Genomic DNA, 26,285 nt, shown 5'->3' with positions numbered 1-26,285 from the left:
TAATTGATCTAAAGCTCCCATTCCTCCCGCCACTATATCGATATTCCGATTATTGGCGGGAGGAATGGGAGAGAAATTAAGAAACGTTTCCTGAACATTTTTCTGTATAGCAGAAACCGTGAGGGAATTTGCTCTCTACTTTTATACGATTTTGTCTTAAATAGCTATGATATTTGATTAGACTAATTTATGATAATTAATTGATTATATTATGTGAATGTATCAGTAATGGTTTTTGGGTAAGAAAATTTATTTAGTCGGCATAAATCAACGTCAGCGATGTCTATTGAGAGGCTACACCAATGCCTAGACTATCAATCACTGATCAGTGGTTATTAGTAAATATGACAATCAAAACTATACAGCGCTTAGTTATTTGGTACTTAGTCTGGAAATATTTTAGTTGTGCAAGCATATTTCAAAGTTGGTCGAGAATGTATATTGGGCGTAGTAGGTTGTCAATCAACAAATCAAGTTGTACTCCTCCTAATTGGTAACGAAGTGTTGCGCCTGCTTTGGCAGAAAGTGCTTAAGCGCGTTCTTTACATATTGCAACTCTCTATTTAACTTGAGAGTCCCTTGGAATTTGTACAATGCAGCTGTGACTTTTGATCTTGTCGAGGTTGAGCGTTTAACAATAATTCATGAGCATTTCGACTTCTGTGCTGAGTGATCTGCTAAAGTCCCTAGCATACTTGCGGCCCCAGCTATATTTTAAGGCTTCACTAACGGCGCTCTCCCATGCGATGGAAGATCAAGTTTTGGCTGCGACTTTAGCACAACCCCTTGTAATTGCTAGTTTCCAGCGAGAGCGATTCTACCGCCAAGAAGCTCATCGCTACCAGCGACTTGCGTTGCGGAGTAACCAAATATACGTATTAGCTGCCCCTGAAACGGATTTCGTCAACAGTTCAGAATACTACGAAAAGGTCGCTTTTGAGCCAACGGATGGCTTAAGTCAAGAGTGGCATTTGGTAGTGATTGCAGACAATTATGCTACTTGTCTAGTTTGCCGGGAAAACCTTGGTTCTATTGCCAAAAACAAGCAAGTACCGGAACTAAGCCCTAATCTGGATATAGACACAGCGCGAAGATTTGAGGGAGTTTGGACATCGGAAAGGGGAGTTAGTCTCAAAGCAGCCGAATTGCTGTTAGACAGGATTTTAGTTTACAGACCAGAACTGGCAAGTAAAATTGAGGAGGCACGTCAGAGGTTTGGTATAGGAGAGCCGCGAAGCCACTCTGGAGCAGAACAAATCAACGAATATGCTTGTGACATCGATACAGATCCCTTTGTGCAGCGCTTAGTAACTTACTTGCAAGCTAGTCAGTACAAATTGCACAAAGCCTACCGTTCAATTGCTGCCAAAGCACGAAAAGAACGATTAGTCAACTCCATTAGCACAGCCATTCGGCGATCGCTCGATCCACACGAAGTTCTCCAGGTGGCAGCACAAGAATTAGGGCAACACCTAGAAGCTTGTCGCTGTCTAATTTACCGCGCTCAAGCCACAGATAGCCAAGCCATAATTGAACACGAGTTTTTGAATCCCGGCATTTTATCGCTTCGTGGGCAAACCTGGGAGTTAGAGAAAAATTCTCTATTTCGGGACATAGTGCAACAACGCGAAGGGGTTTGTATTAGCGATACGTTAAATGACCCTCGTATTAATAATTCGCCAGCCCTCTCCTTGATCGCCAAAAAGTTTGCCATTCGTTCTTGGTTGATGGAACCAGTATTCTATCAGGGGCGATTATTGGGCATCGTAGAGTTGCACTATTGCCGAATGCCACCACACGAGTGCCAACCTGGGGAATTGGATTTGGTAGAAGCGATCGCCACCCAAGTGGGAGCAGCTCTCATCCAAGCGGAAGCTTACGCCAACCTAGAAGAACTTAACCAGCAGTTAGAAGCCCTAGACCGCACCCGCAGCAACCTCATAGCCATCACGGGGCATGAACTGCGTACCCCCCTATCTACCATTCAAGTGTGCCTAGAAAGCCTTGCGAGTGAGCCTGATATGCCTTTAGAGTTGCAGCAAATCATGCTCAACACTGCTCTTTCCGACTCAGAACGGATGCGAAAATTGGTACAAGATTTCCTCACACTTTCCAACTTGGAAAGCGGTCGGGTGGAATGGCATCCAGAATCCCTCACCTTACAAGAGTGTATAGATTTATCACTCAGCCGCAATCGCACGCGTTCTTCAACGGAAAAGCCGCCGAAAATCAAGACCGAAATTGCCGAAAACCTACCTTTGGTTAGAGCTGACGGTGATTGGCTAGTAGAGGTACTGGCAAAACTGATGGACAACGCCTATAAATTTACGCCACCCCAAGGAGAAATCACCATTAAAGCGATTTACAACAGCCATCAAATGGTCGAGGTTACCGTGGCTGACACTGGACGCGGCATTGAACCAAATCGTTTAGAAGTAGTTTTTGACCGCTTCTATCAAGAAGAGGGAGCGCTGCGCCGCACCACCGGCGGGACTGGACTTGGTTTAGCAATTTGCCGTCAAATTGTTAATGGCTGGGGTGGGGAAATTTGGGCAGAGTCAACTGGCAAAGACCAGGGTAGTCAGTTTCACTTCACCATCCCGATTGTTCAAGGTAGCCAAGAGGAAAAGCGGACAAAAGTCAAGAGTAAATAGGTATTAGTCCTTTGTCATCAGTCATTAGACATTGAGCATGGGGCATTGGTTTTTAACAAATGACAAAGAACAAAGGACAAATGACTAAAAACTGTTACAGTCTATGACGCGATCGCAATATGATCCTGGTTGCGGTGTTAGGATTCCCTAAAAACGTTGAGAGAACAACCTATGGCAGAAACACTCTCTGGACAAACCCCACTATACGGTGGCAGCACCGGTGGCTTGCTCACAAAAGCAAACGTAGAAGAAAAGTACGCTATTACTTGGACTAGCCCGAAAGAGCAAGTTTTTGAATTGCCTACAGGTGGTGCTGCTACTATGCGGCAAGGTGAAAACCTGCTGTATATAGCTCGTAAAGAATATGGAATCTTTTTGGGCGGTCAGCAACTCCGGAAACTCAAAATTACAGATTACAAAGTTTACCGGATTCTACCCAACGGAGAAACTACTTTACTTCACCCAGCTGATGGTGTATTCCCTGAAAAGGTTAACCCAGGTCGTGACAAAGTGCGTTATGTAGACCGTCGTATCGGACAAAACCCCAGCCCCTCTAAAGTTAAGTTTAGCGGTGTTACTACCTACGACGCTCCGTAACTAGCTTTTAGTAGCTAATGGGTAATTAGTAATGGGTAATTGGTAACTAAAAACCCATTACCCATTACCAATTACCAATTACTTTTAAAAAATAATGATGTTTCCGGATTTCTCCCAGTTTTCCACCCTAGCGCAACAAGGCAATTTCGTCCCGGTATATCAAGAATGGGTGGCAGACCTAGATACGCCCGTATCTGCTTGGTATAAAGTCTGTGCAGATCAGCCCTATAGCTTTTTGTTGGAATCGATCGAAGGTGGGGAAAAACTGGGACGCTATAGTTTAGTAGGTTGCGATCCTCTGTGGGTTTTGGAAGCAAGGGGCGATCGCACAACCCAAAAAAACCGTGATGGTTCACAGGTAGTTTTTGCAGGCGACCCTTTTACAGCTTTAGCCGAATGTTTATCACCTTTTCAGCCAGTTAAATTACCACAGCTACCGCCAGGAATTGGCGGTTTGTTTGGGTTTTGGGGCTATGAATTAATTCGCTGGATTGAGCCGCGTGTACCAATTTATCCACCAGATGAGCGAAATATCCCTGATGGGTTGTGGATGCAGGTAGACCACCTATTGATTTTTGACCAAGTGAAGCGGAAAATTTGGGCGATCGCTTATGCTGATTTACGTAATGTAGAGACGTTAGATGTAACGTCTTTACACGCAGCATATCAACAAGCGTGCGATCGCGTCACCCAAATGCTCGAAAAGCTATCTCTGCCTCTATCGCCAGAAAAAACTCGCTTGGAATGGAAACCGCCAGGGAGCAGGGGAGCAGAGGAGCCAGGCCGCAAAGCAGCAGAGGAGTATCAGAGTAACTTTACCCGCCCTGATTTTTGTGCCAGCGTCCAAAAGGCCAAAGACTACATCAAAGCAGGCGATATCTTCCAAGTAGTAATTTCCCAGCGACTATCAACAGCATACACAGGCGACCCCTTTGCCCTTTATCGCTCCCTACGTCAGATAAATCCTTCGCCTTACATGGCTTACTTTAACTTCCAAAATTGGCAAATCATCGGTTCCAGCCCTGAAGTGATGGTGAAAGCCGAAACCGATTCAGATGGTGGAGTCATAGCAACAGTACGCCCAATTGCCGGGACGCGTCCACGGGGTAAAACTACTCAAGAAGATGCAGCTTATGCGAAAGATTTACTTGAAGATCCCAAAGAAGTTGCCGAACATGTGATGCTTGTAGATTTAGGGCGCAATGATTTGGGGCGTGTTTGTGAAAATGGTAGCGTCAAAGTTGATGAATTAATGGTAGTTGAGCGCTACTCTCATGTGATGCACATAGTCAGCAATGTTGTAGGTAAATTAGCACTTGGTAAAACAGCATGGGATTTATTGAAAGCTAGCTTCCCAGCAGGTACGGTAAGCGGCGCACCCAAAATTCGGGCGATGGAAATTATCCACGAGTTAGAGTCTAGCCGTCGGGGTGTTTATTCTGGTGTGTATGGATATTACGATTTTGAAGGGCAATTAAATACTGCGATCGCAATTCGTACAATGGTAGTACATGATAATACGGTAAGCGTGCAAGCCGGTGCAGGTATGGTGGCTGATTCTGAGCCAGAAAAAGAATACGAAGAGACGCTGAATAAAGCTAGAGGTCTATTAGAGGCGATTCGTTGTTTGCGTTGAACTCGGCCTTGAAGACTAATAGCCCAATTCAGTTATTCTGCAAGAACCTCTCCCCCAACCCGACAACGGTTGGGGTCTGGAAACTACTGGTCTGTCCCATTAATTTTGCTGGGTTGTAGAGACGCGAAATTTCGCGTCTTTACAGGGTTTTGGTAACAAACTAATCAATCAGAATTAATGAGACAGAGCACTAGTAGTCTGTCCCATTAATTTTGCTGGGTTGTAGAGACGCAAAATTTCGCGTCTTTACAGGGTTTTGGTAACAAACTAATCAATCAGAATTAATGAGACAGAGCACTAGTGGTCTGTCCCATTAATTTTGCTGGGTAATACTAAATCGTGATTAAATAGCAATGTTAGTATATCCGTACCCACAAGCTTACAGGCGATCGCGTGCATAATGGGATTTCGCCCCTTGTCTGCCTGTATAGTTACTTTCGCTAATTAATTGCACACTGGTTTTTATTCGTTAATTGTAAAACCGGGCTTGATATAAGTACAGTAACAGTTCGACTTGCTGTATGAGAATCTAGACCAGACTTTAAAAGTTGATTTATCAATATCCTTCTATTTTGGATTACATAGGTTTTACTTTGAACTGCAAGATGTTTAGAAACAATTTGTGCTACTTCTAAACCTACATATCCACAATACCGTGACAAATTAGGAAGCTTCATAAATCCAATCAACATCAAACTTTTTCCAAAGCTAAAGAAAGTTTTTTATACGTATCGAAAATAAGTCCTGGTATTCAAATCCAAGACCCCAGTTTAAGTTACTACACACTAAAAATAAACAAACTTGATCGTCCCAATTGGCTGAGTAAATCGCCCAAAGAATTCCAGTTACCGCAATAGCGATTCAGAGGTTAGTGAAAACCAGCCCTTTGTCGTCTTGATCGGCAGTGAGAAACAATGACCAGGCTTGATTTCCATTAATGGTATCAAAGTTGTTTAAATCAGGTCTAAAAACGACTAATCCAATCAAATTTTTTCTGGGGTAATCAAAATCAGTTTTCATAAGTTTGCCTCTAAATTGTTTTATTTGTCAACTGAAGAAAATTCGTAAATCTAAAGTGTCTCTCTACAGGCTGGTTAGCCATCCAATCAAACCCTGTCCGGTGAAAACTTCCAAAGCTATAAATGAGACAAAACCAATCATTATTGCCAAACGCCCATTGAGTTTTTCGGTCTATTCGGTGAAGCCTGTCCGTGGGGTTTGATCAACAGAAACCTTGTATCATTTTTTATTATTTTTAAATTGATAAAAATTATTGTAAATAATTATTACAAATAATTGACATAAAAAAAGTAGTGATATCCGTACTAAGCAAGTAGGGTATTTTGGGTTTGTGCGAGAAGTAGGCAATGTCTAAGGGACTTCCAAGTAAAAAAATATTCCATTGCTATTGTTCACTGTTGACCGTTGACGGTTCACGAGTTTTCAGTCAACAGTCAACAGTCATCAGTCAACGACTTTAAGTGGAATAATTTATTTTTTGGAGTTCCCTAAAAAGGGCTGTGATGCTCGAACACGCACAGGGGCGATCGCACAAGAAGACTAGATTTAGCTTCTCCAAAAGACGCGATCGCTTCAGTTAAGGGACTTCCAAGTAAAAAAATATTCCATTGCTATTGTTCACTGTTGACCGTTGACGGTTCACGAGTTTTCAGTCAACAGTCAACGACTTTAATGTGGAATAATTTATTTTTTGGAGTTCCCTAAAGATTGTTTATCAAAATTTCATGCATCTAGAGACGTGCAATGTCTACGACGGGCTACGCCTACACTTTTGGAAGTGAATATGCACAATTGCTGGCTTTGTGCATATTCTGTTTTAAGCAAAACTTATATTTCTATAAGCAGAATTTATTAACTTATAACTGAGGAAGTCTTGCTTATTTGTAACGAACTTGTTATGTTTCTTTACATATAGATACAAAAGCAACCTAAATGCGTTAAACCACTGTTGATCAAGGTTTTCTAGATAACTATGCAGTTGAGCCTGCAATCTGCTTTGCTGAGTATCTAAACTCATAGGCAAGATGAATCGCTATGCCTTTGGTAAAGCGATGTCTACGCCAAGACTGCTGAGTGCCTTTGTTAACAGCTAAACGCATTTCGCTTCCGTATTTGCACATTTGATTTTCACATACGATAGAACTGTAATTTTCTTTTGGGAACATCTGCTATGTCTTTTACCATCCAGTCGGCTCAAAGTATTTTTCCAGGCACCCTAGTTGCTGACATTGTTCCAACTGTTGTCGAATCATTCTCTCAGCTCAATGCTGAAGATCAACTAGCATTACTCTGGTTTGCCTATACCGAGATGGGTAGAAGTATTACGGTTGCTGCTCCAGGCGCAGCTAACATGATCCTTGCACAAGGCTTACTTGAACAAATAAAGCAGATGCCTTTTGAGGCTCAAACGCAAGTCATGTACGATCTGGCTAACCGTGCTGACACTCCCCTTTGCCGTTCCTATGCATCCTTCACCGTAAACATCAAATTGGGCTTCTGGTATCAGTTAGGAGAATGGATGGCGCAGGGAATCGTTGCTCCGATCCCAGAAGGCTACAAGCTTTCTTCTAAGGCTGCTGATGTGTTGCAAGCCATCCGAAATGCTGATTCAGGTCAACAAATCACAATTTTACGCAATACCGTAATTAGCATGGGATTTGACCCGAACGCTCCCGGTAGTTACAAAAAAGTCTCAGAACCTGTGGCTCCTCCCACTGCACCAGCATTTCGGACTAAAGTCACCATTGAGGGTATCAACAACGCTACGGTGTTGGGCTATATCAACAACATGAATGCCAATGACTTTGATGCTGCGGTTGCTCTGTTTCGCTCTGAAGGTGCCTTGCAACCCCCCTTTGAAAGACCGATTGTTGGTCAAGATGCAATCCGCGCTTATATGCGTGAAGAATGCCAGGGATTGAAAATGATACCAGAGCGTGGTATATCTGAGCCAGTAGAAGATGGCTATACACAAGTTAAAGTCACAGGTAAAGTCCAAACCCCTTGGTTCGGTGCCAGTGTTGGGATGAATATTGCATGGCGGTTTTTGATAGATCCCCAAGGCAAAATCTTTTTTGTAGCAATTGACTTGCTCGCTTCTCCGAAAGAACTGCTCAACCTAGTACGTAAATAAACCACTCTTTTAAGGGCACGGCACTGCCGTGCCCCTACGAAAAACTGTGATTCAATTAACTGAAAATAGCTGTGAACGTGGATGAGGGAAGGAGCGACGCCGAATAGCGCATCGTAGACATCGCCACCTGGGTATGCTTAAACAAAAGAAACTTATTGACACTCTCCGACCTAAAGGTACGGAGATTATTAAGAGATTGCGCTCTTAATATCCTGTTTACACAGGTTCCCAGGCTCACCACGTTTGCACACAAGGTGCGTAGTGATATCTCCTCAAGGAATTTCTAGCGTAGACTTTCCCCCAGTCCGGGGGTAGGTTTTTAAATCTTGTACTGATTAGACTATTTTAACATGACTTAAGCCTAAAGCTTTCATCCCTTGCCTGAAGTACGGAATACGGCGCTATGCGCCTGTTCCTCAAGGGTTTTCAGCATTTTCCTTATAAGGGCTTATTTGGTATTTTCATTGTGCGATCGCTGTTGAAAGCAACCGATTCATTGGCAATATTGTAAAAGATTGTTAAATAGTTTTAAGGTTGGCGCAGAGTTTTTAAAAGTCTCTGAATTAGAGCTATTTACAGCAATTATCGATTAGATACTGTAATTTTCAAATGATAAATGGAGATTTGGGAGGCGGGCTGTATGGATGCTGATGAACTTCTCAAACGCTATTGTGCAGGAGAGAGAAATTTCCCTCAAGTAAGCCTGCACTTAGTTAACCTCAGCGAGATGTGTTTAGCTAGAATCAATTTGAATCGAGCTAACTTGGCTAATGCGACTTTATCACAGTCCAACCTAAGCAAAGCAAACCTGAGCGAAGCAAATTTGACTGCGGCGGTTCTCTGGAGAACTGACTTCAGTGAAGCAAATCTAATTTTGGCAAACCTCAAGGCTGCTAATCTGATACGGGCAACTCTTAGGAAGGTGGACTTGCGTAAGGCTTCCCTAATAAAATCAGACCTACGTTTAGCAGACTTGCATGATGCTGACCTCAGTAATGCAAACTTGGCTGGGGCAGATTTGCGCTATGCTAACCTTAGTGGTGCTTTTTTGACTGGGGCAAATCTCAATGGTGCAAACCTGACTGGCGCAAAGTTGAGCAATACAGACCTGAGTCATGCTAGTCTTGTCAAAGCTATTTTGTACAAAACTGATCTAAGTTACGTTGATTTGACGGAAGTAGATTTAACTGGGGTCGATTTGCACCACTGCTTAATTAACGGAGTCACCCTACCTGAACGAAGCTTAATTGAAGTGGGTTGAGCGTCGCTGCGGTCTAATTGAAAATTCAGTCTTTAATTTAGAATCACAACTTGAGATATTAGCAAAGAGCGATCGCAGATGAATAATATCTGTTGAAAGCTTCGGTCGAAGGAAGGGTTTTGAAATCTGCCAAACTTTCAGTTACTCTAAATAGGGTGTATTTAAATCTGTAACAAATATTTATGCCTCCTCGTTGGCCTCGCAAACCCGATCGCAAAGACCCTGATTACCGCAAGATCGATGACAGAATGAATTTTGCTGTGCATGTAGCGATCGCTGCTACGATTAATTCTGGCTTGTGGTTTTTCCACATCTTGAAAGGCACTACCTGGGAGTGGCTGCCTTTGGTGACTTTAAGTTGGACAGGAATAGTGTTGGTGCATCTGATTTATATTAGTGCGATCGCTAACTACACCGAAACTCCACCAAAATCCACCTGAAGATGGATTACTCATGCTGGGGCGATTGTAACCTCTGGTAGTAGGATTAGGCTGTTAATTGAGCCATAATGTAAAAAAGGCTGAAATTTAGCACTTTTTCTTCTTAATGTAGGGTTATTTTTATGGCTAAGACTAACACCACAGAACTACTAGAAGCCCTAGCAGCTGAAATTGGCGAGAGCGTCTACATAGACGTTGCCAAATGGCATCTTTATTTATCTAATGCCAAACTGCATACAGTTGTTGCCGAGCAACTGTATCCCCTAATTACTTCCAACGCTGTAAATGAAGACCGAGTTTTACAAGTCTTGGGATCGATTCCAATAAAAATTGGCGGCGGGAAACGTGAAGTTCCTTTAATCGATTTTCTACCCCTGCAATGCCAAGTGAATTTAGTACATATTTTGGAAAAATATCAACGTGATTTCTAATCGCTAAAACTAAAATTATCTTAGTTGGACAATTTTATTAATCAGCATTACCTGATTCTATTTTAGCTTCTGGATTAGGTATCTATTTGCAGTGCCTATTTTATAAAAATGAACTCCACAGATACACACAAATCAATCTCGTGTAACTTATGTGTGGATATCTGATAAAAATTTCCTTTAACAATTAAGGAATCTCCGCGTTCAAAATCGGTTTAGATTTGAGCGAGTTTATCTTGAAACTCGCTTTGAACTTCCATGCAAACTCATTGAGGCAATTTCTATGCTTTTACAAGTCAAAGATAGTGGCGAATTGGTAAAGATTGTTGAAATTCAAGAACTACTTGATCCGAATAGTGATGTTGTTCACGGAAAAGACCAAGAAGGTCAAGAAGAACAGCAACCTGAAAGTTTTAAAAAAGAAAATCTCGTTTTTCCTTCAGGTGAAGTTCTACCACGCTGTTGGTTAGATGCTGACTATAGACACGACAACGGTTAATTATTTTCAAGTCACTTGAGTTCGACGGTTCATGTAGTAATTTTCAGAGTGATTTGTTTGTAGCAAGCGGCTCCAGCCCTGCTTTTGTGCAACTTGAATGCTAATTAGCTTAAAAGCAAACTGATTTCCTAATTATCAATCTACAGATCCCCGGCTTCTTTAATAAGCCGGGGATCTGGCTTTTCACAAAGAATTTATGATTGCTATATATAACTCAATACAGTTCAGTTAAGGATAATTGTAGGTTGGGTTGAACTTTAGTGTTACCCAACAAATGCCCGAAAATGTTGGGTTTTGTTCCTCAACCCAACCTACGCAAATTTATTTTTCTGGCTTAACCCAAGCGTATTGATATATAACTATGTTCCAGATGATGATGCAGCTTTTTCTCCTACCGTCACCGTTTCATTCTGCTGAAATTGAGGGAAAAATGTCTTAGTAATCCAGTCAGTCAAGATGTGAGACAGTAATCCCATAGGGCCAGCAAACAAACACAGTGCAAGGGAGTGAATTGTCCAAATACCTGTTTTTTGTCCTTCCCAATAAATCCATCGCCCGACGAATAAATCCATCACTAAAAAATGAATCCAACCCGTTGCAGCAGCCGTTTCATCTGTAAAAAATTTAGCGATATCGGCTAATTGGGGATTCGATAAAGCTTGGGCATTTTCTGGTGTAATGCTGTTGATAAACAAATACACATACGCCCCAGCTAAAATCACAAAGGGCAGATATGATGACATAATCTGCCGTGTAACTTTCCAATTTGGCAATAAAATCATCAACGCCCAAAAAGGCAATACGAAAAGATTGGCAACGTTAAATAGTTGAGAGATGGTCATAGTTTTATCAAATGAAGATTGAGGGTTTAAGGAGAGACGCGATTAATCGCGTCTGTACAATAGAGAGGCGATTAATGGCGTCTGTACAATAGTTAGGAGTTATTAAAAGTAAAAAATTAGGAACTTTAAGTTATTAGTATTGTTTTTATTTTAAATCAACTAATACATAATAGGGGAATAAATTTACCATTATAAGTTGCTCTAAGCCTCGTAATAATCGATAGATAGGCAAAGGGCAAAATTCCCTTGTTAAAGGTAGGCAAACTTCCCCCACAGTGTACTAATTATTCCTAACTCCTAACTCCTAACTCCTAACTCATAAAGCTACAAGTTGTGATTCGATTTCTGAAGACTTCAAATCACGTCCTATGAAAACTAAACGCGTTTGTCGGGACTCTTCGGGTTTCCAGGGGCGATCGTAAAATTTATCAAATCGGGTTCCCACGCCTTGCATCACTAGGCGCATGGATTTATTTGGCACTGCCACAAAGCCTTTAATCCGGTAAATTTCTTGTTGTTGTGCTAATTTCTCTAACTGCTGTTGCAGCTTTTCTGGGTCAAAGGTACGATCCAAAATTAAATTAGTTGAGGTAATTTCTTCGTCGTGATTGTGGTCTTCTTCGGTATCGTGATGACTAGGACGAGAATCTAAATTATCTTCGACTGCGGCTTGGAATCCTAATAATATAGATGCGTCTAGTTGAGAACCATTGCTCTCAACAATCTTCACCACTCTGGGCAATTCTTGCTTAATCAATTCCTCAACTCTGGCTTTTGTCTCGGCATCTACCAAATCAATTTTATTTAACACCACTAAGTCTGCACAAGCAAGTTGGTCTTCAAACAGTTCTTGTAAAGGTGTTTCGTGTTCTAGACTATCATCTGCTTGGCGCTGGGCTGCGATCGCCTCTAGATCACTAGCAAATGTCCCCGCCGCTACCGCCGCACAATCTACCACGGTAATTACAGCATCCACAGTAGCCGCATTGCGAATTTCTTGCCAACGAAAAGCCTTTATTAGTGGTTTTGGCAAGGCTAAACCAGAGGTTTCAATCAAAATGCAGTCGATGCTATCCCGCCGCTTGATTAACTCTTGCATCATCGGGTAAAACTCTTCCTGCACGGTGCAGCATAAGCAGCCGTTAGTTAATTCAAAGATATTAGTGTCGCCCTCGCCATCTTCGGGACAAATTTGACAGGATTTTAACAATTCGCCATCAATACCGAGTTCGCCAAATTCATTGACTAAAACGGCAATGCGGCGTCCTTGATTGTTTTGTAGCAGGTGGCGAATTAGGCTGGTTTTTCCACTACCTAAGAAGCCTGTAATTACTGTGACAGGAATTTTCGTAGCCATATTTTTGCCTGATTTACTCAGTATGGTAAGTTTTACGGGTTACAAACTTAAATACTGAGATTAAGCTTGGTTTGAAGATTGACTTAGTTATTTTACAGCTATTTTCAGGTAAATAGACCCGCGGCGTAGGGGCACAGCAATAGCCTATTTGATACAGCAATTTAATCCGGTACAACAAGGGTTTGAAGTCCTTAAATTTCAAGAACTTCAATTGATATAGTTCCAATTAGTCAGAATTTGCTTGACCGAGGAAGGGCGAGTGTGGAAAAGACATGACGGGCAAAATTTAACCCATCTCATCAGAGATGGGTTAAGAAGATAGGTGATGCTGAATTATGCCTACATTGCATCCACCAATTCAAAACGTATCCGTTTACCAACCACTCTGGCAGCACGATCAATGGTGTCTAAGGATACAGATGAGTTATTGGGGTCTAACAGCCGATTCAAGAGATGATCTGCTAGTATTCATCTCTTTTGCCATTGCTGCCTTATTCAACTTTTTTTCTTCCATTGCTTTGCTAATCTGCCATGCAATAACACGTTTAGCAGCAATCAGGTTAATTTCTTCAAGTGTCCCTTCTTCTTCAAGAAGGTCATCAAGAGAAGAACCAATATGTGGATTTTTGTTCATCTTTGCGCCTCCAGTTTTTGCTTGCGTTCTAAGGCTAACTCCAATTCTTTTTGTGGAGTTTTCTGAGTTTTTTTGATAAACCCATTGAGAAGAATCATTTTTTCGTCATAAATGCAAAACAACACACGAGCTTTTCGACCTTGAGGTAAATTTGTACGTACCTCAAATAGACCTTTACCCATTGGACGGCAAGTTGGCATCCCAATTGGCCATCCAATTTCTACTGTTTTAATATCAGCACCAATTAATTTTCGGTCTTCTTTGTCTAAGTCCTTTAACCAATCACGAACAGGTTCTGTACCATTTTCGTTTTGATAGAACTGTGCAGGAATTCGTTTTTCTTCCATCTATATCAAATTTCTCTAAAAACACATAAACCTGCAAAAGCACATATTGTAGCTTTACAGAGCTATGTTTAATTAGATCAATTTGATATTAATTTGACATCACATTACTTTTGTACCTTTTTTGGTACTAATAGTCAACAGTAGACATAAGTTACTTTTCACCTATTTACTCTAAGGGCGATCGCCCCAATCCCCAACACCCAATGCGGTCAAGCCAGGGTCGATGGAGTCAGCAGTGGGAAAGTAGGAAAGATCACTCAGTTGCCTACCTCAGATAAACCCATAAGTGCGATCGCGTGCATTCGCCCTCTTTAACTCTGCTGTAAGTTAAAAATTTATGCAAAACCTCAAAACATTGATATTAATAACTAACTGCTAACTATTAACAATAATTGAGGGGCAATCTCCCCATGCTTGCTTTCACGAATAAAAAGCAGTCACAAGGCTATTGCCCCTAAATATTTTGAGCATCAATCGCTCTTTCCCCAGAAACAGCTATGAATTATCCTTCATCAGCCTATCTGAACTTATGACTCCACACACCATACTCCGCAATCCAATACAGTTCAGTTAAGCAATTTTTTCCTTCTCTTTCTTCTCTCTGCGTCCTCTGCGTCTTGGCGGTTCGTTAAAAAATTGACTTGGATAACAGAGTTTTAGCCTTAACCCAAGCGTATTGCTCCGCAATCTCAACACAGTTACTCAGCAGTAACGAGTTCAGTACTGCCGCGTGTCCGTCGGCGTGTGAGGCTGTTGAACACCATTACCCCGATCGCCTTGATCAAATTGCCTTCCAATTCCTGAAACATCTTCATATTTACGCCAAAAGCAGCGTTAGCTTCATCAACGATGCGATCGCTGGTAGCATCATCAAGAGGTAATTCATCCACAATTTGCCGATATTTGGCTTTGAATGCCTTCTCATCAGGAATCTCAGGAAACTCATAAAAGGCTGTTCCTTGCCCATCAGACAAATTCATTGCCGTTACAGCAATATTTTTGAGAATTTGTCCCCCAGATAAGTCACCCAAGTAACGAGTATATGAATGAGCGATTAACAGTTCCGGTTCTGTGGCAGATATTTCTCGGATGCGCTGTACATAAGCTTCACCTGCGGGAGATAGCTTGATTTGCTCTCTCCAGTTAGCACCAAAGTAATAACTCAGGTCTTGCTCTAAGGTATACTTGCGGTTTAGCTGCGGAAAGTTAATTTTAGAAACAATTGGGTGCTGGCGATGTTTTTCGATTTCCTCTTCCATCGCTGAGTAAACGAAGTAGAAATTAGCAACAAGTTTCCGGTAAGAGTTTTTCTCGACTACTCCTCTTAAAAAGCACTTGACAAAACCTACATTTTCTGCCATCGTGTGGGCTTTCTTAGTGCCTACACGTAATTTGGTTGCTAAATTGCTGCTCATGCTAAATTTCTCAACTTTTAATAAAGTTAACTGCCGAAGTTTTAATTCACTAACGGCTAAAAAAGCCATTAAAACGTTACCTTAAAACTATTTGATGAGAATTTATATTAAAATTTTTTAAGCTATGAGAATTTTGTAATTTTTTACACAAAAAACATAGTCAGTAAATATAATTTTATATTCTAGCATTTTGAGATTTTTGTTCGTATTAGCTAAATTTCGCTTTCATCCTCAGCTTTCCTGAAAAAGAATTTTCATAAAATACGGGTAGTATTTATTATAAGTAGTTCTTGGTTAGTAGCATTGCAAAGTGTGAACTAATACAGATAAAAATCAAACCTAAAGTTAAAGGCATAAAAGGAATAATCAGCTAAAATATGGAGACTTTACTGATAACGTAAAAATCAATACTGACTTCATGAAAGATTTACAATAACAGAGGCATAAATTACGTAATACTACGTAATAGGAGCTTGATTTAGAATGAATTTCTAAAGATAAAAAGCATGTCGAAATTGCTTAATAAAGTCTTAAGTGCTATTTTTCTGTGTGATTGTGTGGAGTGTTTAAAAATATGGTTTCATCTATAACTCGGACACCAGGCATTCCTGGCGGTTCTGCTTCGGAAGTTGATGCATTGGGCAAAGGGATTGAGAGCAGTTTTGCACTGAATTTAATTCCATTACCAGCAAATCCCTTATTTGGTACAGATGGGATTCGCGGACGAGTCGGAGAATTACTAAGTGCGCCCCTAGCATTACAAGTTGGTTTTTGGACGGGGATTGTTTTACGTAACCATGCTACTCAAGTCGGGCCAATCATTCTCGGACAGGACTCTAGAAACTCCAGTGATATGCTGGCAATGGCTTTGAGTGCAGGGTTAACAGCAGCAGGATTAGAGGTTTGGTATTTGGGATTATGTCCCACTCCTTGCATAGCCTATCTCACCAGCATCAGTGATGCCATCGGTGGAGTGATGATTTCTGCCAGCCACAATCCCCCAGAAGACAACGGGATTAAGATTTTTGGTGCCAATGGTGGCAAGTTACCGCAAATATTGCAGGCAGAAATTGAAGCGGGACTGCGTGGCAAGATATCACCGATCGCTAAAGTTAGTAATTGTGGACGGCATTACTCACGTTTGGAGTTAGTGGGGCATTATGGCGAGGCGCTGAAAAAACCCTTAAACGGTGCCCTCAATCTTCAGGGAATGAAGATTGTTTTAGACTTGGCATGGGGAGCAGCAGTAGGATTAGCACCATCAGTATTTACAGAAATGGGGGCAGAGGTAATCTGCTTACATAATGAAGCAGATGGCGATCGCATTAACGTTAATTGCGGTTCCACCCACCTAGATATTCTTGCCGCCACAGTCCAAGAACACAACGCCGACATTGGCTTTGCCTTCGATGGTGATGCCGATCGCGTCTTAGCAGTAGACAATACAGGCAGGCAAGTTAACGGCGATTACATTCTCTACCTATGGGGACGCCACTTACAACAAAACCACCAACTGCCAGACAACCTGATTGTATCTACAGTCATGGCTAACTTAGGCTTTGAGAAAGCTTGGCAAAAAATTGGGGGTAACTTAATTCGTACCGCAGTCGGCGACCAATATGTGCAAGCCGAAATGCAGCGAACTGGGGGAATGCTAGGCGGCGAACAATCAGGTCATATCCTTTGCCGTCATTATGCTGTTACTGGAGATGGCTTGTTAACAGCATTACATATAGCAGCTTTGGTGAGAGAGGCGGGTGTTTCCCTTAGCGAATTAGTAGATCAAAGCTTCCAGACCTATCCACAATTATTGCGGAACGTGCGAGTTGTAGATCGCGATCGCCGTTTAGGATGGCAAGATTGCCAACCTGTGCAACAAGCGAATCGCTCTTGCTGAAGCTGCAATGGGTGATTCCGGCAGAATTTTGGTTCGCGCCTCTGGTACAGAACCAGTGATCAGGGTTATGGTAGAAGCTGCCAATGCTGAACTCACCAGCTACTGGACAAATGAATTAGTTTCAAAAGTCCAGCAACACATAGCAGTCTAAGTTACTCTCCTCACCGTGTAAGATTACTTAATTTTCTGTTCTTCGTGTCTTCATGGTTCATTAAATTAAGTAGTCTTTGCCAGAAAGGGATTAGCTACTATCTCACCTTTCAAAAGTGCAACTTTTTCGTCATCACAGCTTCTGCAAATTAACCAGCCTTGGCCATTTGCGGAAAATTTAGTATTTGCAATTGCACTTTTAGGTACTATTGTAAACCTCCTTATATAGCAATACGGTTCAGCTAAGGATTTTTGGTACTAATTTTAGACCTGTAGAGACGCGAAATTTCGCGTCTTTACCAAGGTTTTTGGGCTTAACTGAACTGTATTGCCTTATATAGCAGTCCTATTTGATTGGTGAAAAATATAAAATTTTAAAACGAACGCAAAGTACGCTAAGGGCGCAAAGGGAAGAAAAAAAAGAGGTATATAATTTTCAGTTATCAGTTATCACGGTTTCAGTGCGGGGATTTAAAATCAGTGAACAGTGAACAGTGAACAGTGAACAGTTATGAATTTTTAACTGATAACTGATAACTGTTAAATCTTACTCCCCTTCCCTTGCAGGGAAGGGGCTGGGGGTTAGGTCTGTATTACACTCAACAGAGAAGCACTATATCTTCTATAAGGTAATAAAATGCTTGTTTTTGTTATCCCACTGAAAAGTCCGCAAGTTTCCAACTCCTGGGAGCGTGTCACCCAATCATTTGAAAGATGCATCAAATCAATTTGCAATCAAATCTCTCCTGATTTTCACGCTATTGTCGTTTGCCATGAACAGCCAAAAATAGAATTTAATCATCCCCAAATTACGTACATTACAGTTGATTTTCCTCCCCCCAACGAGACAAACCCTATAGCTAGAGGAGACACAGATAAAGGGCGAAAAATATTGAAGGGATTAATGTATGCTCATCAATTTTCTCCAACTCACACTATGGCAGTTGATGCAGATGATTGCATCAGTAAAAACTTAGCCGCATTTATTAAGCAACATCCTAACTCTAATGGATGGTTTATCAATAAAGGTTATAAATATAAAGAAGGTAGTAAATATATATATATTAAAAGAAAAAATTTCTATTCAATGTGCGGCACATCCAATATTATCCGATATGACTTAAATTTCTTACCAGAAAACGCCGAATATAATCGGGGCTATGGATACTACAAATATTATATAGACCACGGTAAAGTTAGAGGCGTATTAGAAAACAAAGCTAAACCTATTGAACCATTACCATTTCCCGGAGCAGTTTACATTGTAGAAACAGGAGAAAATCTTTTTTACGGTTCAATGAAGTTAAACTTTAATATTTTTGATCGAAAATCTCTAACTCAATCAGTTAAAGATGAATTTGGCTTGTACACGCTATAGCCATTTTAATCCATTTGTATGTAAGCTATAGATTGTTTTTTAAGGCTGATAGGCTACAGCGCCACTATGCCGAAATCCAAGTCAAAAAATAAAAAATCAAAAAAACAGGCTGAAAAAGAAACTCCTACTCTTAGCCTCAAAGAACAGTTAGCCCAAAAGCGCAAAGCAGCCCAAGCACGTAAAGAACTCATTAGCTTACTTACCACCGCCACCTTTGGTAGTGTTTTAGTCGGCATTATACTTTTTTTCGTAGGTGGAATTAAAGTAGCAGTCCCTGGCGTCTTAGGGATATTCATCATATCCCTTTCCTACAAATACCCGCGCCAAGCGCTATATGCCTTCATCATCTACGTACCTATTGGGGGTACTATCACTTACTACTTGGGCAATAGTCCCATACTCCAATTAGCTAAAGATGCCTTTTATGTTCCAGCCCTAATTGGACTTTGGCAGACTTGCCGTAAACAGGGGCTACCTATAATTATCCCCCAAGGCATTAAAACCCCACTTTATATTGTCTTGGGTTGTAGTCTGCTAACGCTGTTATTTATTAATGGTGGACAGCAGTTTAACCCGCCTAGCGTCGGATTATTGGAAAAAGCAACCAAAGAAATACCATTAGCTATGGGAATTCTGGGACTGAAAGTATTTTTAGGCTATGTCCCCTTGATTGGTTGTGCCTACTATCTAATTCGAGATAAGCGAGATTTTCTATTTTTATCGCGCCTCCAGATTGTCCTAATACTGATTTGCTGTGTGCTGGGATTTATTCAATACCTGTTACTACTAACTGGTGTATGTCAAGGCACCAGAGGTCTTGAAGGAAATGCCCTATTTGTCACATCACTAGAAGCCCGGTGTTATTTTGGTGGAGCGCTCTTATATAGTCCCGAAGAAGGAGTCATTCGGCTACCAGGGACATTTGTAGCCCCTTGGCAGTGGGCATGGTTCTTAATTTCCAGCACCTTTTTTACCTTTGCCACCGGCTTCACTGATCCTTCCCCAATATGGCGACTCATCGGTTTAGGTTCTTTAGTAACAGTCTTTATCAATGCTGTCATCTCTGGACAAAGAATCGCCTTAGCTTTGGTACCAACCTGCTTCGGAATTTTGCTATTGCTTACTGGTCAAATTGGCAACCTGAAACGATTTATTCCCATAGGGATAGGACTTGCCCTAGTTCTGGGAATAGCAATGGTGACTAACCCAGATGTCGTGCAACAGAGAACCGAGAGTTTTACAGGTCGATGGGAGGCTTCACCACCTCAAGATTTTATCGTCCAGCAATTTGAAGAAAATTGGAAAAACGTAGACGGCCCACTGGGAAGTGGCTTAGGTCGAGCAACTAACTCTGCCCGCGTCATGGGTAAAACTAAGCTGGTGGAAACCTACTACCCCAAAGTACTTTTTGAAGTTGGAATTTTTGGAGTGCTAGCTTTTCTGGCTTTGGTAACAAGTTTAACAATTATTGGCTTTAAAACCTATCGCTCCATAAAGAACCGTAATTTCCGCAGTTACGGAGCAGCTTTGTGGGTGTTTATATTGTTTATTAGCTATAACACCTACTACTATCCTTTGGATGTTGATCCAGTTGCTGTCTATTATTGGTTTTATGCAGGAGTTCTTTTTAAATTGCCAGAACTGGAGAAACAAGATATAGAAGATGCCAATCCTCAGCTAAAAAACCAGAAAAAACGTCTAAAAACAATTTAAATGAAATAAAAATGGCAAAAGTTATCATAGGAGGTCAAAAACACCTCAGCATTCCAAACCTACCTCGAAATTCACGGCATACACTTATCCGCCCCAAGCCTTTCCCCGCAGGTAGATATCCTATAGAAAAAATTTGGTATCCTTTAGGCAGCTTTATGGCCTGGCAACCTATATGGGGAGGATACCAAGCTATTCATTCTTTCAACAAAATTTTATATACAAACAAACCTTGGTTTATCACCTTTGAGGATCATCGTGTTTTATATAGAAATCCTCAAAATCAAGGTGAAGCTGCAATTTTTGATTTATTAAATAATCGTTTAGCCCTAGATAATTGCCAAAAAATTATTGCTATTTCTGATTATGCAAAATTGAGATTAATTAACCGGATCAAAGGTTGGCATATAGAACCACAATTAAGTAAGAAATTAGATGTAATTCATCCAAATTTTCCAGTCAGGGTTAACCAATCAAAGCTTTATCAGCAACAGCAAAATCTCCAGCTTGTATTTATAGGAAATCACATTGCCCGCAAAGGCGGAATTGTTGCTTTAAGACTCGCTAAAAAAGCCGAAAAATTAGGTTTACCTATTACTTTACATATAATTTCAGAACTGGCGCATGGTTCAGGAGTTCCGACTGATTTCCCCGATCGCACCAACTATATAGAGGATTTAAAGTTATTGAATTTAAATAACGTTGTCTTTCATAAAAGTATTCCTAATGAAAAAGTGATTGAGTTATTATCGCAAAGTCATTTTCAATTAATGGCGACATTACATGATACTTATGGCTATAGTATCATCGAAGGTTTTTCAGTTGCAACTCCTGCAATTACAACAAATGTATGCGCCTTACCAGAGTTTATTCGTCATGGCGAAAATGGCTATATTTTAGAGTTACCAATTAATGAAGTTAGACACTGGAGTAATTGGTTGCATGGAGAGAAAACTAAAACTAATGAATATTGGAAAATTTTAAATAGCACTTATGATGATTTGGCAGAGCAAGCATTGCAACAAATCATTCAATTTCTTGATAGAAGTGATAAACGAGAACATTACGAATTTTTAAGTGCAGGAGCGTTAGCTCAAGCGCAAATTGTGCATAACTCTGAAAAGCAAAATGAGTTATTTGATGATCTTTATGCAGCAGCTGCGGGAGTTTGAAGAAAAATTCAGAAGTCAGAAGTCAAAATTTGAGGACTAAAGTCCTCACTACGAACCTTTAATTATTTACGCTGCTCTACTTAAATCTGCATATTTAGTGGGGGTGCAAAAACGCCGCTTATTCATCCGCCAGCGATGCACTGAGCCTGTCGAAGTGTCATACAGAATATCGAACTCTATTGTGACTACTGACTTCTGAATTCTGTTTCGATAAGGTTATTATCGAAGTAGCAAAATTACTTAATAAAAATCATGAATAATTGGCCATTAATTACTGTGGTTATCCCGACCTATGGTCGAGAGGAAGCCCTACGGGATAGCATTGTAGATATCCTGAAACAAGACTATCCAAATTTTGAAGTTTTAGTGGTAGACCAAACCCCAAAACACCAACCAGAAATTCAAGCCTACTTAGAAGAGATGGCGGGGGCAGGTAAAATTAAATGGTTGCGCTTGGATTGGGCAAGTTTGCCAGGGGCGCGAAATTATGCTGTGCGGCGGTCATCTGGTGAAATAATATTATTTATTGATGATGATGTTCAGCTAACCCCAGAATTGTTAACAGCCCATGCGAAAAATTATTTACAAAACCCAGAAGTGGGGGCTGTAGCCGGTCGGGTATTTGACAGAATGAAATTAGGTGATTCTGGAGGAGATTTACAGATTGAATATTTGCCTCCCCAAGCTATGGATCCAGGAATTGCTTGGTATCATATTGATTTAGTACATACCATCAAACCTCAGCAAGTACTGACAGCGAGGGGTTGCAATATGTCATTTCGCCGCGAAATTTTTACTAAGTACGGACTGAGGTTTGATGAGAGGTTTCGCGGTAGTGCTGTGCGCGAAGAGTCAGATTTTTGTTTGCGGGTGCGACAGACGGGGTATAAAATTTGGTACGACCCAGAGGCCCATTTAGTGCATTTAGGCGAAGAAACAGGGGGTTGTCATGATATTAGTATGCGATCGCTCAAATATCAACTCACCTTCTACCACAACCATTTCCTACTAGGGCTGAAAAACCTCACTGCTACTCAAGCTTTACGCTTATACGCCCGTTTATTTGACTGTCACGTTCTCGGACACCCACCTTGTAACAAAAGTGGTTCCCCTATCAAAATTGCTACTCGCGCTATTTTCTACACTTTGGGTTTTTTCAAAGCCTTGGGTACTGTCATTCAATCACTTTGGAACGATGGTCAAATTTACAGCCGATTGGATGAACTGGTTTAGTTATTAGTCATTTGTCATTGGTCATTAGTCATTAGTGAATAACAAAGGATAGATGAAAATCTTAGTTGCTAGTCACACTTATATCGTAGACCTCAACTGTGAAAAACTACGTGCTTTATCTCAACTAGAAGCCGACATTGAAGTGACAGTTGTAGTCCCAAAGCGTTGGAAACCAGGCGGTGTACAAAATAGAATTATTGAAACTGAATACCGCGATGAAGGCAGATTTAGAATAGTTCCAGTTTCTAATTTCAGTCAAAATCATCAGGGACTCCTTACTTTTGGTGCTGATTTGATATCTTTGTTAAAAGAATTTCGTCCCCAAATCATCCAAGTGGAACAAGGGTCTAGGGGGCTAGCTTATACTCAGATGATTGCCTTAAATCAGCTATTAGGACTCAAGGCAAAAAATGTATTTTTTACCTGGTGGAATTTACCATATCATCTGAAATTACCAGTTGCTTTATTAGAAACATATAACCTCAATCACAGCCACGGCATTATTTCTGGCAATCAAGATGGAGCAGAAGTTTTACGGCAACGGGGATATAAAGGAGCAATTAAAGTTATGCCGCAACTGGGTGTAGATGAAAGTTTATTTACTCCCAAAGCCCAACCAGAGTTAGCGGCTAAGTTGGATCTTAAAAAAGAAGATTTTGTTGTAGGTTTTGTTGGACGATTTGTGCCAGAAAAAGGTTTATTAACGCTTTTGCAAGCCTTAATCACTTTGAAAGATAAACCTTGGAAATTACTGCTGCTGGGACGAGGAGAGTTGCAAAGTCAATTAATCAAAATCGCGGCAGAAAACAATATTGAAGAACGATTAATTTTGGTAGAGAGTGTTCCCCATAACGAAGTTGCAAACTATATCAATTTAATGAGTACCTTAGTACTGCCTTCAGAAACAACTTACAAATTTAAAACTTTAACTTCTGTAGGCTGGAAAGAACAATTTGGTCATGTGCTAATTGAGGCGATGGCCTGCCAAGTACCTGTGATTGGTTCTGATTCTGGTGAAATTCCCTATGTAATTGGCGATGCTGGTTTAGTATTTCCTGAAGGTGATGTTCCAGCCCTTGCTAATTGCTTAGTCCAATTAATGGATAAACCAGATTTTGCTCATACTTTGGGTGAAATGGGTTATCAAAAAGCAATGATTAAATATACAAATAAAGCTTTGGCTAAAGAGCAATTAGAGTTTTATCAAGAATTGCTTAAGAGTCATTAGTCATTAGTCATTGGTCATTAGTGAGTAACAAAAAAAATGACAAGAAAATGAAAATATTACAAATAGTTCCCTCAATTTCTCTGATTTACGGCGGCCCCAGTCAAATGGTACTAGGATTAGCTCCAGCTTTGGTAAAAGAGGGAGTGGAAGTTACAATTCTCACAACTGATAGTAATGGTGATAATGGTCAAACACCTCTGGATGTTCCTTTAAATCGCCCAATTAAACAAGATGGCTATGAAATAATTTACTTTCGGTGCGCCCCATTTCGTCGCTACAAATTTTCTCTAGATTTATTAAACTGGCTAAAACGTCATGCTCATGAGTTTGACATAGCACATATTCATGCTCTATTCTCTCCCATAAGTAGTGCTGCTGCTATTGTGTGTCGTCAGCAAAAACTACCTTATATTTTCCGTCCTTTGGGTACTCTCGATCCGGCTGATTTACAGAAGAAAAAACAATTAAAACAGCTTTATGTCGCAATTATAGAACGTCAAAATTTAGCTGGTGCAGCAGCAATTCATTTCACCAGCAATCAAGAAGCTAAAGTATCAGAACGATTTGGAGTATCTACGCCAGATTTGGTAATTCCGTTGGGTGTGATTCCCCCTCAATCCCCCCTTAAAAATGGATGTAGTCAGTTAGGAATACCAGAGGATGTACCTTTAATATTGTTTATGTCACGAATTGACCCGAAAAAGGGGTTAAATTTGTTGATTCCGGCGTTAGAGAAGCTGTTAGCGGTTGGTTATAAGTTTCATTTTGTCTTAGCTGGGACAAATCCCCAAGATCCAGATTACGAAAAAAAGATAATATCCCAAATTCAAAATTCACCACTGCGATCGCACACTACAATTACTGGCTTTGTCACTGGTGAACTCAAAGTTAGTTTACTACAAGCTGCTGATTTATTTGTCTTGCCTTCTTACTACGAAAATTTTGGGATTGCTGTAGCTGAAGCAATGGTAGCAGGTGTACCCGTAGTAATTTCTGACCAAGTGCATATTTGGCAACAGATACGTGATAGTCTGTCGGGTTGGGTGGGTGCAACAGATGTTCAAGAACTGTTAGAGTTACTGCAAGAAGCTTTGCAAAATCCCGCAGAACGCCAACGACGGGGATTAAACGCCCAAAAATATGCATTGGAAAATTTTAGCTGGGATGCGATCGCAAAGCAAACAATCCAAGCCTACCAAAAAATTCTGGCAAACAAATGAATTTAACCCAACGCAGACAACAGCAGTTTTTGCCAAATAGGTGCTAGAACCGCTTTGACAACGATATCCGCAATCACAAAACCAATCCCAATCAACATATAAGTTTTTGGAAAGGGAGACTTAGGAACTTCGCCTCTGATGCGAGTTACTAGATTTAATCCTAAAGCTGCTAAAGCCACCCCAGTTGCAATAAACCCGATTATCCGCATAAGTGACCAAGGATACCACCCCAGAATAGCTGCTAACCAAGGTTTAGCACTAACTTTCACTAATTCTGCAACATAAAAATTCATGTAATTCAGCATCCAAGTGCCGAATATTAATGCCATGCTACTAATAGTTACAACGCAGAGAATACAAAAAATCCCGTAGTGCAATAAATGGTCTGGTAAAAATAAATTGAGTGAACCTTCCATACCTTCTCCCGTGCGAATCCAGTGCAACATCTCTGTAGTGTATGACTGTCCACGGAGGATGAGTTTTGCTGCTGTTTCTGGTGCGATCGCAGTTGCTACAATTACGGCAATACTCTGCAACACTCCCCACAATAACATCCACCAAAAAGCACTTTTATACTGTTGACGACGTACTTGTAAAAAGAAAATGGGATAAGGGACAGCAGCACCTAAAATCGGCATCAACCAGGGAACTCCAAAAATAAAACTCGCAGTTGTGCTGAGGATAACACCAATAACTAAAAAGATTAATATCATCATTAGTAAAAGGGGCTGGGGAATGGGGAATGGGGAAGGAAAAAAGTTTTATAAATATCTAATATGCGATTTTCAATACCTGATATTTAGTCTTTTTTACTAATTTTTACCTCCCGCATAAGTAGGACGGCGTAAATAATTTGCATGTTTCTAGTGAGGGCTTTAGCCCTACTTTGAGGGCTAAAGCCCTTACTACAAACTAATTCCCAAATTTTTTACATTAATTAATATAGTTTGAATTATTCTCACCGACTTACTTACTTATATCCGAGAGTACTGACAACCTAAAATTTTGTTTCAAACCGCTAAACTCCGATTGG

General features: G+C 40.7%; 22 protein-coding genes and 2 pseudogenes. 15 read left to right on the top strand and 9 right to left on the bottom strand.

Translation table 11 applies throughout. From position 1 onward, the window contains the following. The first annotated feature begins 644 nt into the window (after positions 1–644). The 3 genes from D1367_RS28650 (at position 645) to trpE (ending at position 4,887) form a co-directional block, all read left to right on the top strand. Entirely contained in the window at positions 645–2,654 is a 2,010-nt protein-coding gene (locus D1367_RS28650) for a DICT sensory domain-containing protein (protein WP_118170594.1), read from the top strand. Positions 2,655–2,825: 171 nt separating this feature from the next. Beyond that, positions 2,826–3,251: a photosystem I reaction center subunit II PsaD gene (locus tag D1367_RS28645; RefSeq protein WP_118170590.1), complete on the top strand. Its 426-nt coding sequence runs from the start codon at positions 2,826–2,828 to the stop codon at positions 3,249–3,251. 94 nt (positions 3,252–3,345) lie between these two features. Next, the gene (trpE, locus tag D1367_RS28640) at positions 3,346–4,887 is read left to right on the top strand and encodes an anthranilate synthase component I (RefSeq protein ID WP_118170586.1); all 1,542 of its coding nucleotides are present in this window, start codon (positions 3,346–3,348) and stop codon (positions 4,885–4,887) included. 861 nt (positions 4,888–5,748) lie between these two features. Here the strand turns inward: trpE and D1367_RS31440 are convergent. The 3 genes and pseudogenes from D1367_RS31440 to D1367_RS31935 form a co-directional block, all read right to left on the bottom strand. Continuing rightward, complete coding sequence (locus D1367_RS31440; protein WP_181984994.1) at positions 5,749–5,907, bottom strand: hypothetical protein; 159 nt, start codon at positions 5,905–5,907, stop codon at positions 5,749–5,751. A 63-nt stretch (positions 5,908–5,970) separates the two neighbouring features. Further along, a pseudogene (locus tag D1367_RS32520) lies at positions 5,971–6,123 on the bottom strand (high light inducible protein); the annotation flags it as partial. Positions 6,124–6,878: 755 nt separating this feature from the next. After that, the gene (locus D1367_RS31935) at positions 6,879–7,028 is read right to left on the bottom strand and encodes a hypothetical protein (protein WP_220450988.1); all 150 of its coding nucleotides are present in this window, start codon (positions 7,026–7,028) and stop codon (positions 6,879–6,881) included. A 50-nt stretch (positions 7,029–7,078) separates the two neighbouring features. Here D1367_RS31935 and D1367_RS28620 point away from each other — a divergent pair, with 50 nt between their 5' ends. The 5 genes from D1367_RS28620 (at position 7,079) to D1367_RS28600 (ending at position 10,669) form a co-directional block, all read left to right on the top strand. Next, positions 7,079–8,041: an orange carotenoid protein N-terminal domain-containing protein gene (locus D1367_RS28620; RefSeq protein WP_118170575.1), complete on the top strand. Its 963-nt coding sequence runs from the start codon at positions 7,079–7,081 to the stop codon at positions 8,039–8,041. A 640-nt stretch (positions 8,042–8,681) separates the two neighbouring features. Continuing rightward, positions 8,682–9,302: a pentapeptide repeat-containing protein gene (locus D1367_RS28615; RefSeq protein WP_118170573.1), complete on the top strand. Its 621-nt coding sequence runs from the start codon at positions 8,682–8,684 to the stop codon at positions 9,300–9,302. Positions 9,303–9,484: 182 nt separating this feature from the next. Continuing rightward, complete coding sequence (locus D1367_RS28610; RefSeq protein WP_118170570.1) at positions 9,485–9,742, top strand: hypothetical protein; 258 nt, start codon at positions 9,485–9,487, stop codon at positions 9,740–9,742. Between the two features lie 122 nt (positions 9,743–9,864). Next, the gene (locus D1367_RS28605) at positions 9,865–10,173 is read left to right on the top strand and encodes a DUF3181 family protein (RefSeq protein WP_118170567.1); all 309 of its coding nucleotides are present in this window, start codon (positions 9,865–9,867) and stop codon (positions 10,171–10,173) included. Positions 10,174–10,453: 280 nt separating this feature from the next. Then, complete coding sequence (locus D1367_RS28600) at positions 10,454–10,669, top strand: acetyltransferase (protein WP_118170564.1); 216 nt, start codon at positions 10,454–10,456, stop codon at positions 10,667–10,669. A gap of 359 nt (positions 10,670–11,028) precedes the next feature. Here the strand turns inward: D1367_RS28600 and D1367_RS28595 are convergent, their stop codons facing one another. The 5 genes from D1367_RS28595 to D1367_RS28575 all read right to left on the bottom strand — a co-directional run bounded on the left by D1367_RS28595 (position 11,029) and on the right by D1367_RS28575 (position 15,264). Continuing rightward, on the bottom strand, positions 11,029–11,511 hold the full coding sequence (locus D1367_RS28595) for an ABA4-like family protein (RefSeq protein WP_118170561.1): 483 nt from the start codon (positions 11,509–11,511) through the stop codon (positions 11,029–11,031). Positions 11,512–11,827: 316 nt separating this feature from the next. Next, positions 11,828–12,868 carry a cobalamin biosynthesis protein CobW gene (gene cobW / locus D1367_RS28590; protein WP_118170558.1) on the bottom strand — a complete coding sequence of 347 codons (1,041 nt, stop codon included), beginning with the start codon at positions 12,866–12,868 and terminating at the stop codon, positions 11,828–11,830. A gap of 424 nt (positions 12,869–13,292) precedes the next feature. Continuing rightward, the gene (locus tag D1367_RS28585; RefSeq protein ID WP_244944971.1) at positions 13,293–13,502 is read right to left on the bottom strand and encodes a hypothetical protein; all 210 of its coding nucleotides are present in this window, start codon (positions 13,500–13,502) and stop codon (positions 13,293–13,295) included. Next, positions 13,499–13,849 carry a type II toxin-antitoxin system RelE/ParE family toxin gene (locus tag D1367_RS28580; protein ID WP_118170555.1) on the bottom strand — a complete coding sequence of 117 codons (351 nt, stop codon included), beginning with the start codon at positions 13,847–13,849 and terminating at the stop codon, positions 13,499–13,501. Before D1367_RS28580 ends, D1367_RS28585 begins: the two co-directional genes overlap by 4 nt. 698 nt (positions 13,850–14,547) lie before the next feature. Beyond that, a complete protein-coding gene (locus D1367_RS28575) occupies positions 14,548–15,264 on the bottom strand; it encodes a biliverdin-producing heme oxygenase (RefSeq protein WP_118171682.1) in 717 nt (238 codons plus the stop codon). Between the two features lie 574 nt (positions 15,265–15,838). Here D1367_RS28575 and glmM point away from each other — a divergent pair. The 7 genes and pseudogenes from glmM (at position 15,839) to hpsP (ending at position 25,252) form a co-directional block, all read left to right on the top strand. Continuing rightward, a pseudogene (gene glmM, locus D1367_RS28570) lies at positions 15,839–17,312 on the top strand (phosphoglucosamine mutase). Between the two features lie 636 nt (positions 17,313–17,948). After that, positions 17,949–18,689 carry a glycosyltransferase family 2 protein gene (locus tag D1367_RS28565; RefSeq protein ID WP_118170552.1) on the top strand — a complete coding sequence of 247 codons (741 nt, stop codon included), beginning with the start codon at positions 17,949–17,951 and terminating at the stop codon, positions 18,687–18,689. A 66-nt stretch (positions 18,690–18,755) separates the two neighbouring features. Next, the gene (gene hpsL, locus D1367_RS28560; RefSeq protein WP_118170549.1) at positions 18,756–20,402 is read left to right on the top strand and encodes a hormogonium polysaccharide biosynthesis protein HpsL; all 1,647 of its coding nucleotides are present in this window, start codon (positions 18,756–18,758) and stop codon (positions 20,400–20,402) included. 11 nt (positions 20,403–20,413) lie between these two features. Beyond that, positions 20,414–21,571: a glycosyltransferase family 4 protein gene (locus tag D1367_RS28555; RefSeq protein WP_118170546.1), complete on the top strand. Its 1,158-nt coding sequence runs from the start codon at positions 20,414–20,416 to the stop codon at positions 21,569–21,571. A 252-nt stretch (positions 21,572–21,823) separates the two neighbouring features. Continuing rightward, a complete protein-coding gene (gene hpsN / locus D1367_RS28550) occupies positions 21,824–22,804 on the top strand; it encodes a hormogonium polysaccharide biosynthesis glycosyltransferase HpsN (RefSeq protein ID WP_118170543.1) in 981 nt (326 codons plus the stop codon). Between the two features lie 52 nt (positions 22,805–22,856). Beyond that, positions 22,857–24,032 carry a hormogonium polysaccharide biosynthesis glycosyltransferase HpsO gene (hpsO, locus tag D1367_RS28545; protein ID WP_118170539.1) on the top strand — a complete coding sequence of 392 codons (1,176 nt, stop codon included), beginning with the start codon at positions 22,857–22,859 and terminating at the stop codon, positions 24,030–24,032. A 47-nt stretch (positions 24,033–24,079) separates the two neighbouring features. Further along, positions 24,080–25,252 (top strand): hormogonium polysaccharide biosynthesis glycosyltransferase HpsP, encoded by a 1,173-nt coding sequence (gene hpsP, locus D1367_RS28540; protein WP_118170536.1) that lies wholly within the window; start codon positions 24,080–24,082, stop codon positions 25,250–25,252. A gap of 2 nt (positions 25,253–25,254) precedes the next feature. Here the strand turns inward: hpsP and D1367_RS28535 are convergent, their stop codons facing one another. Then, positions 25,255–25,968 carry a hypothetical protein gene (locus tag D1367_RS28535; protein ID WP_147337404.1) on the bottom strand — a complete coding sequence of 238 codons (714 nt, stop codon included), beginning with the start codon at positions 25,966–25,968 and terminating at the stop codon, positions 25,255–25,257. Positions 25,969–26,285 lie beyond the last annotated feature (317 nt).

Origin of the sequence: Nostoc sphaeroides, assembly GCF_003443655.1 — a bacterium.
In the GTDB taxonomy this organism is placed as follows: Bacteria; Cyanobacteriota; Cyanobacteriia; order Cyanobacteriales; family Nostocaceae; genus Nostoc; species Nostoc sphaeroides.
The sequence above is the reverse complement of the archived record's forward strand: the minus strand, read 5'-3'. Positions and strand labels throughout refer to the sequence as shown.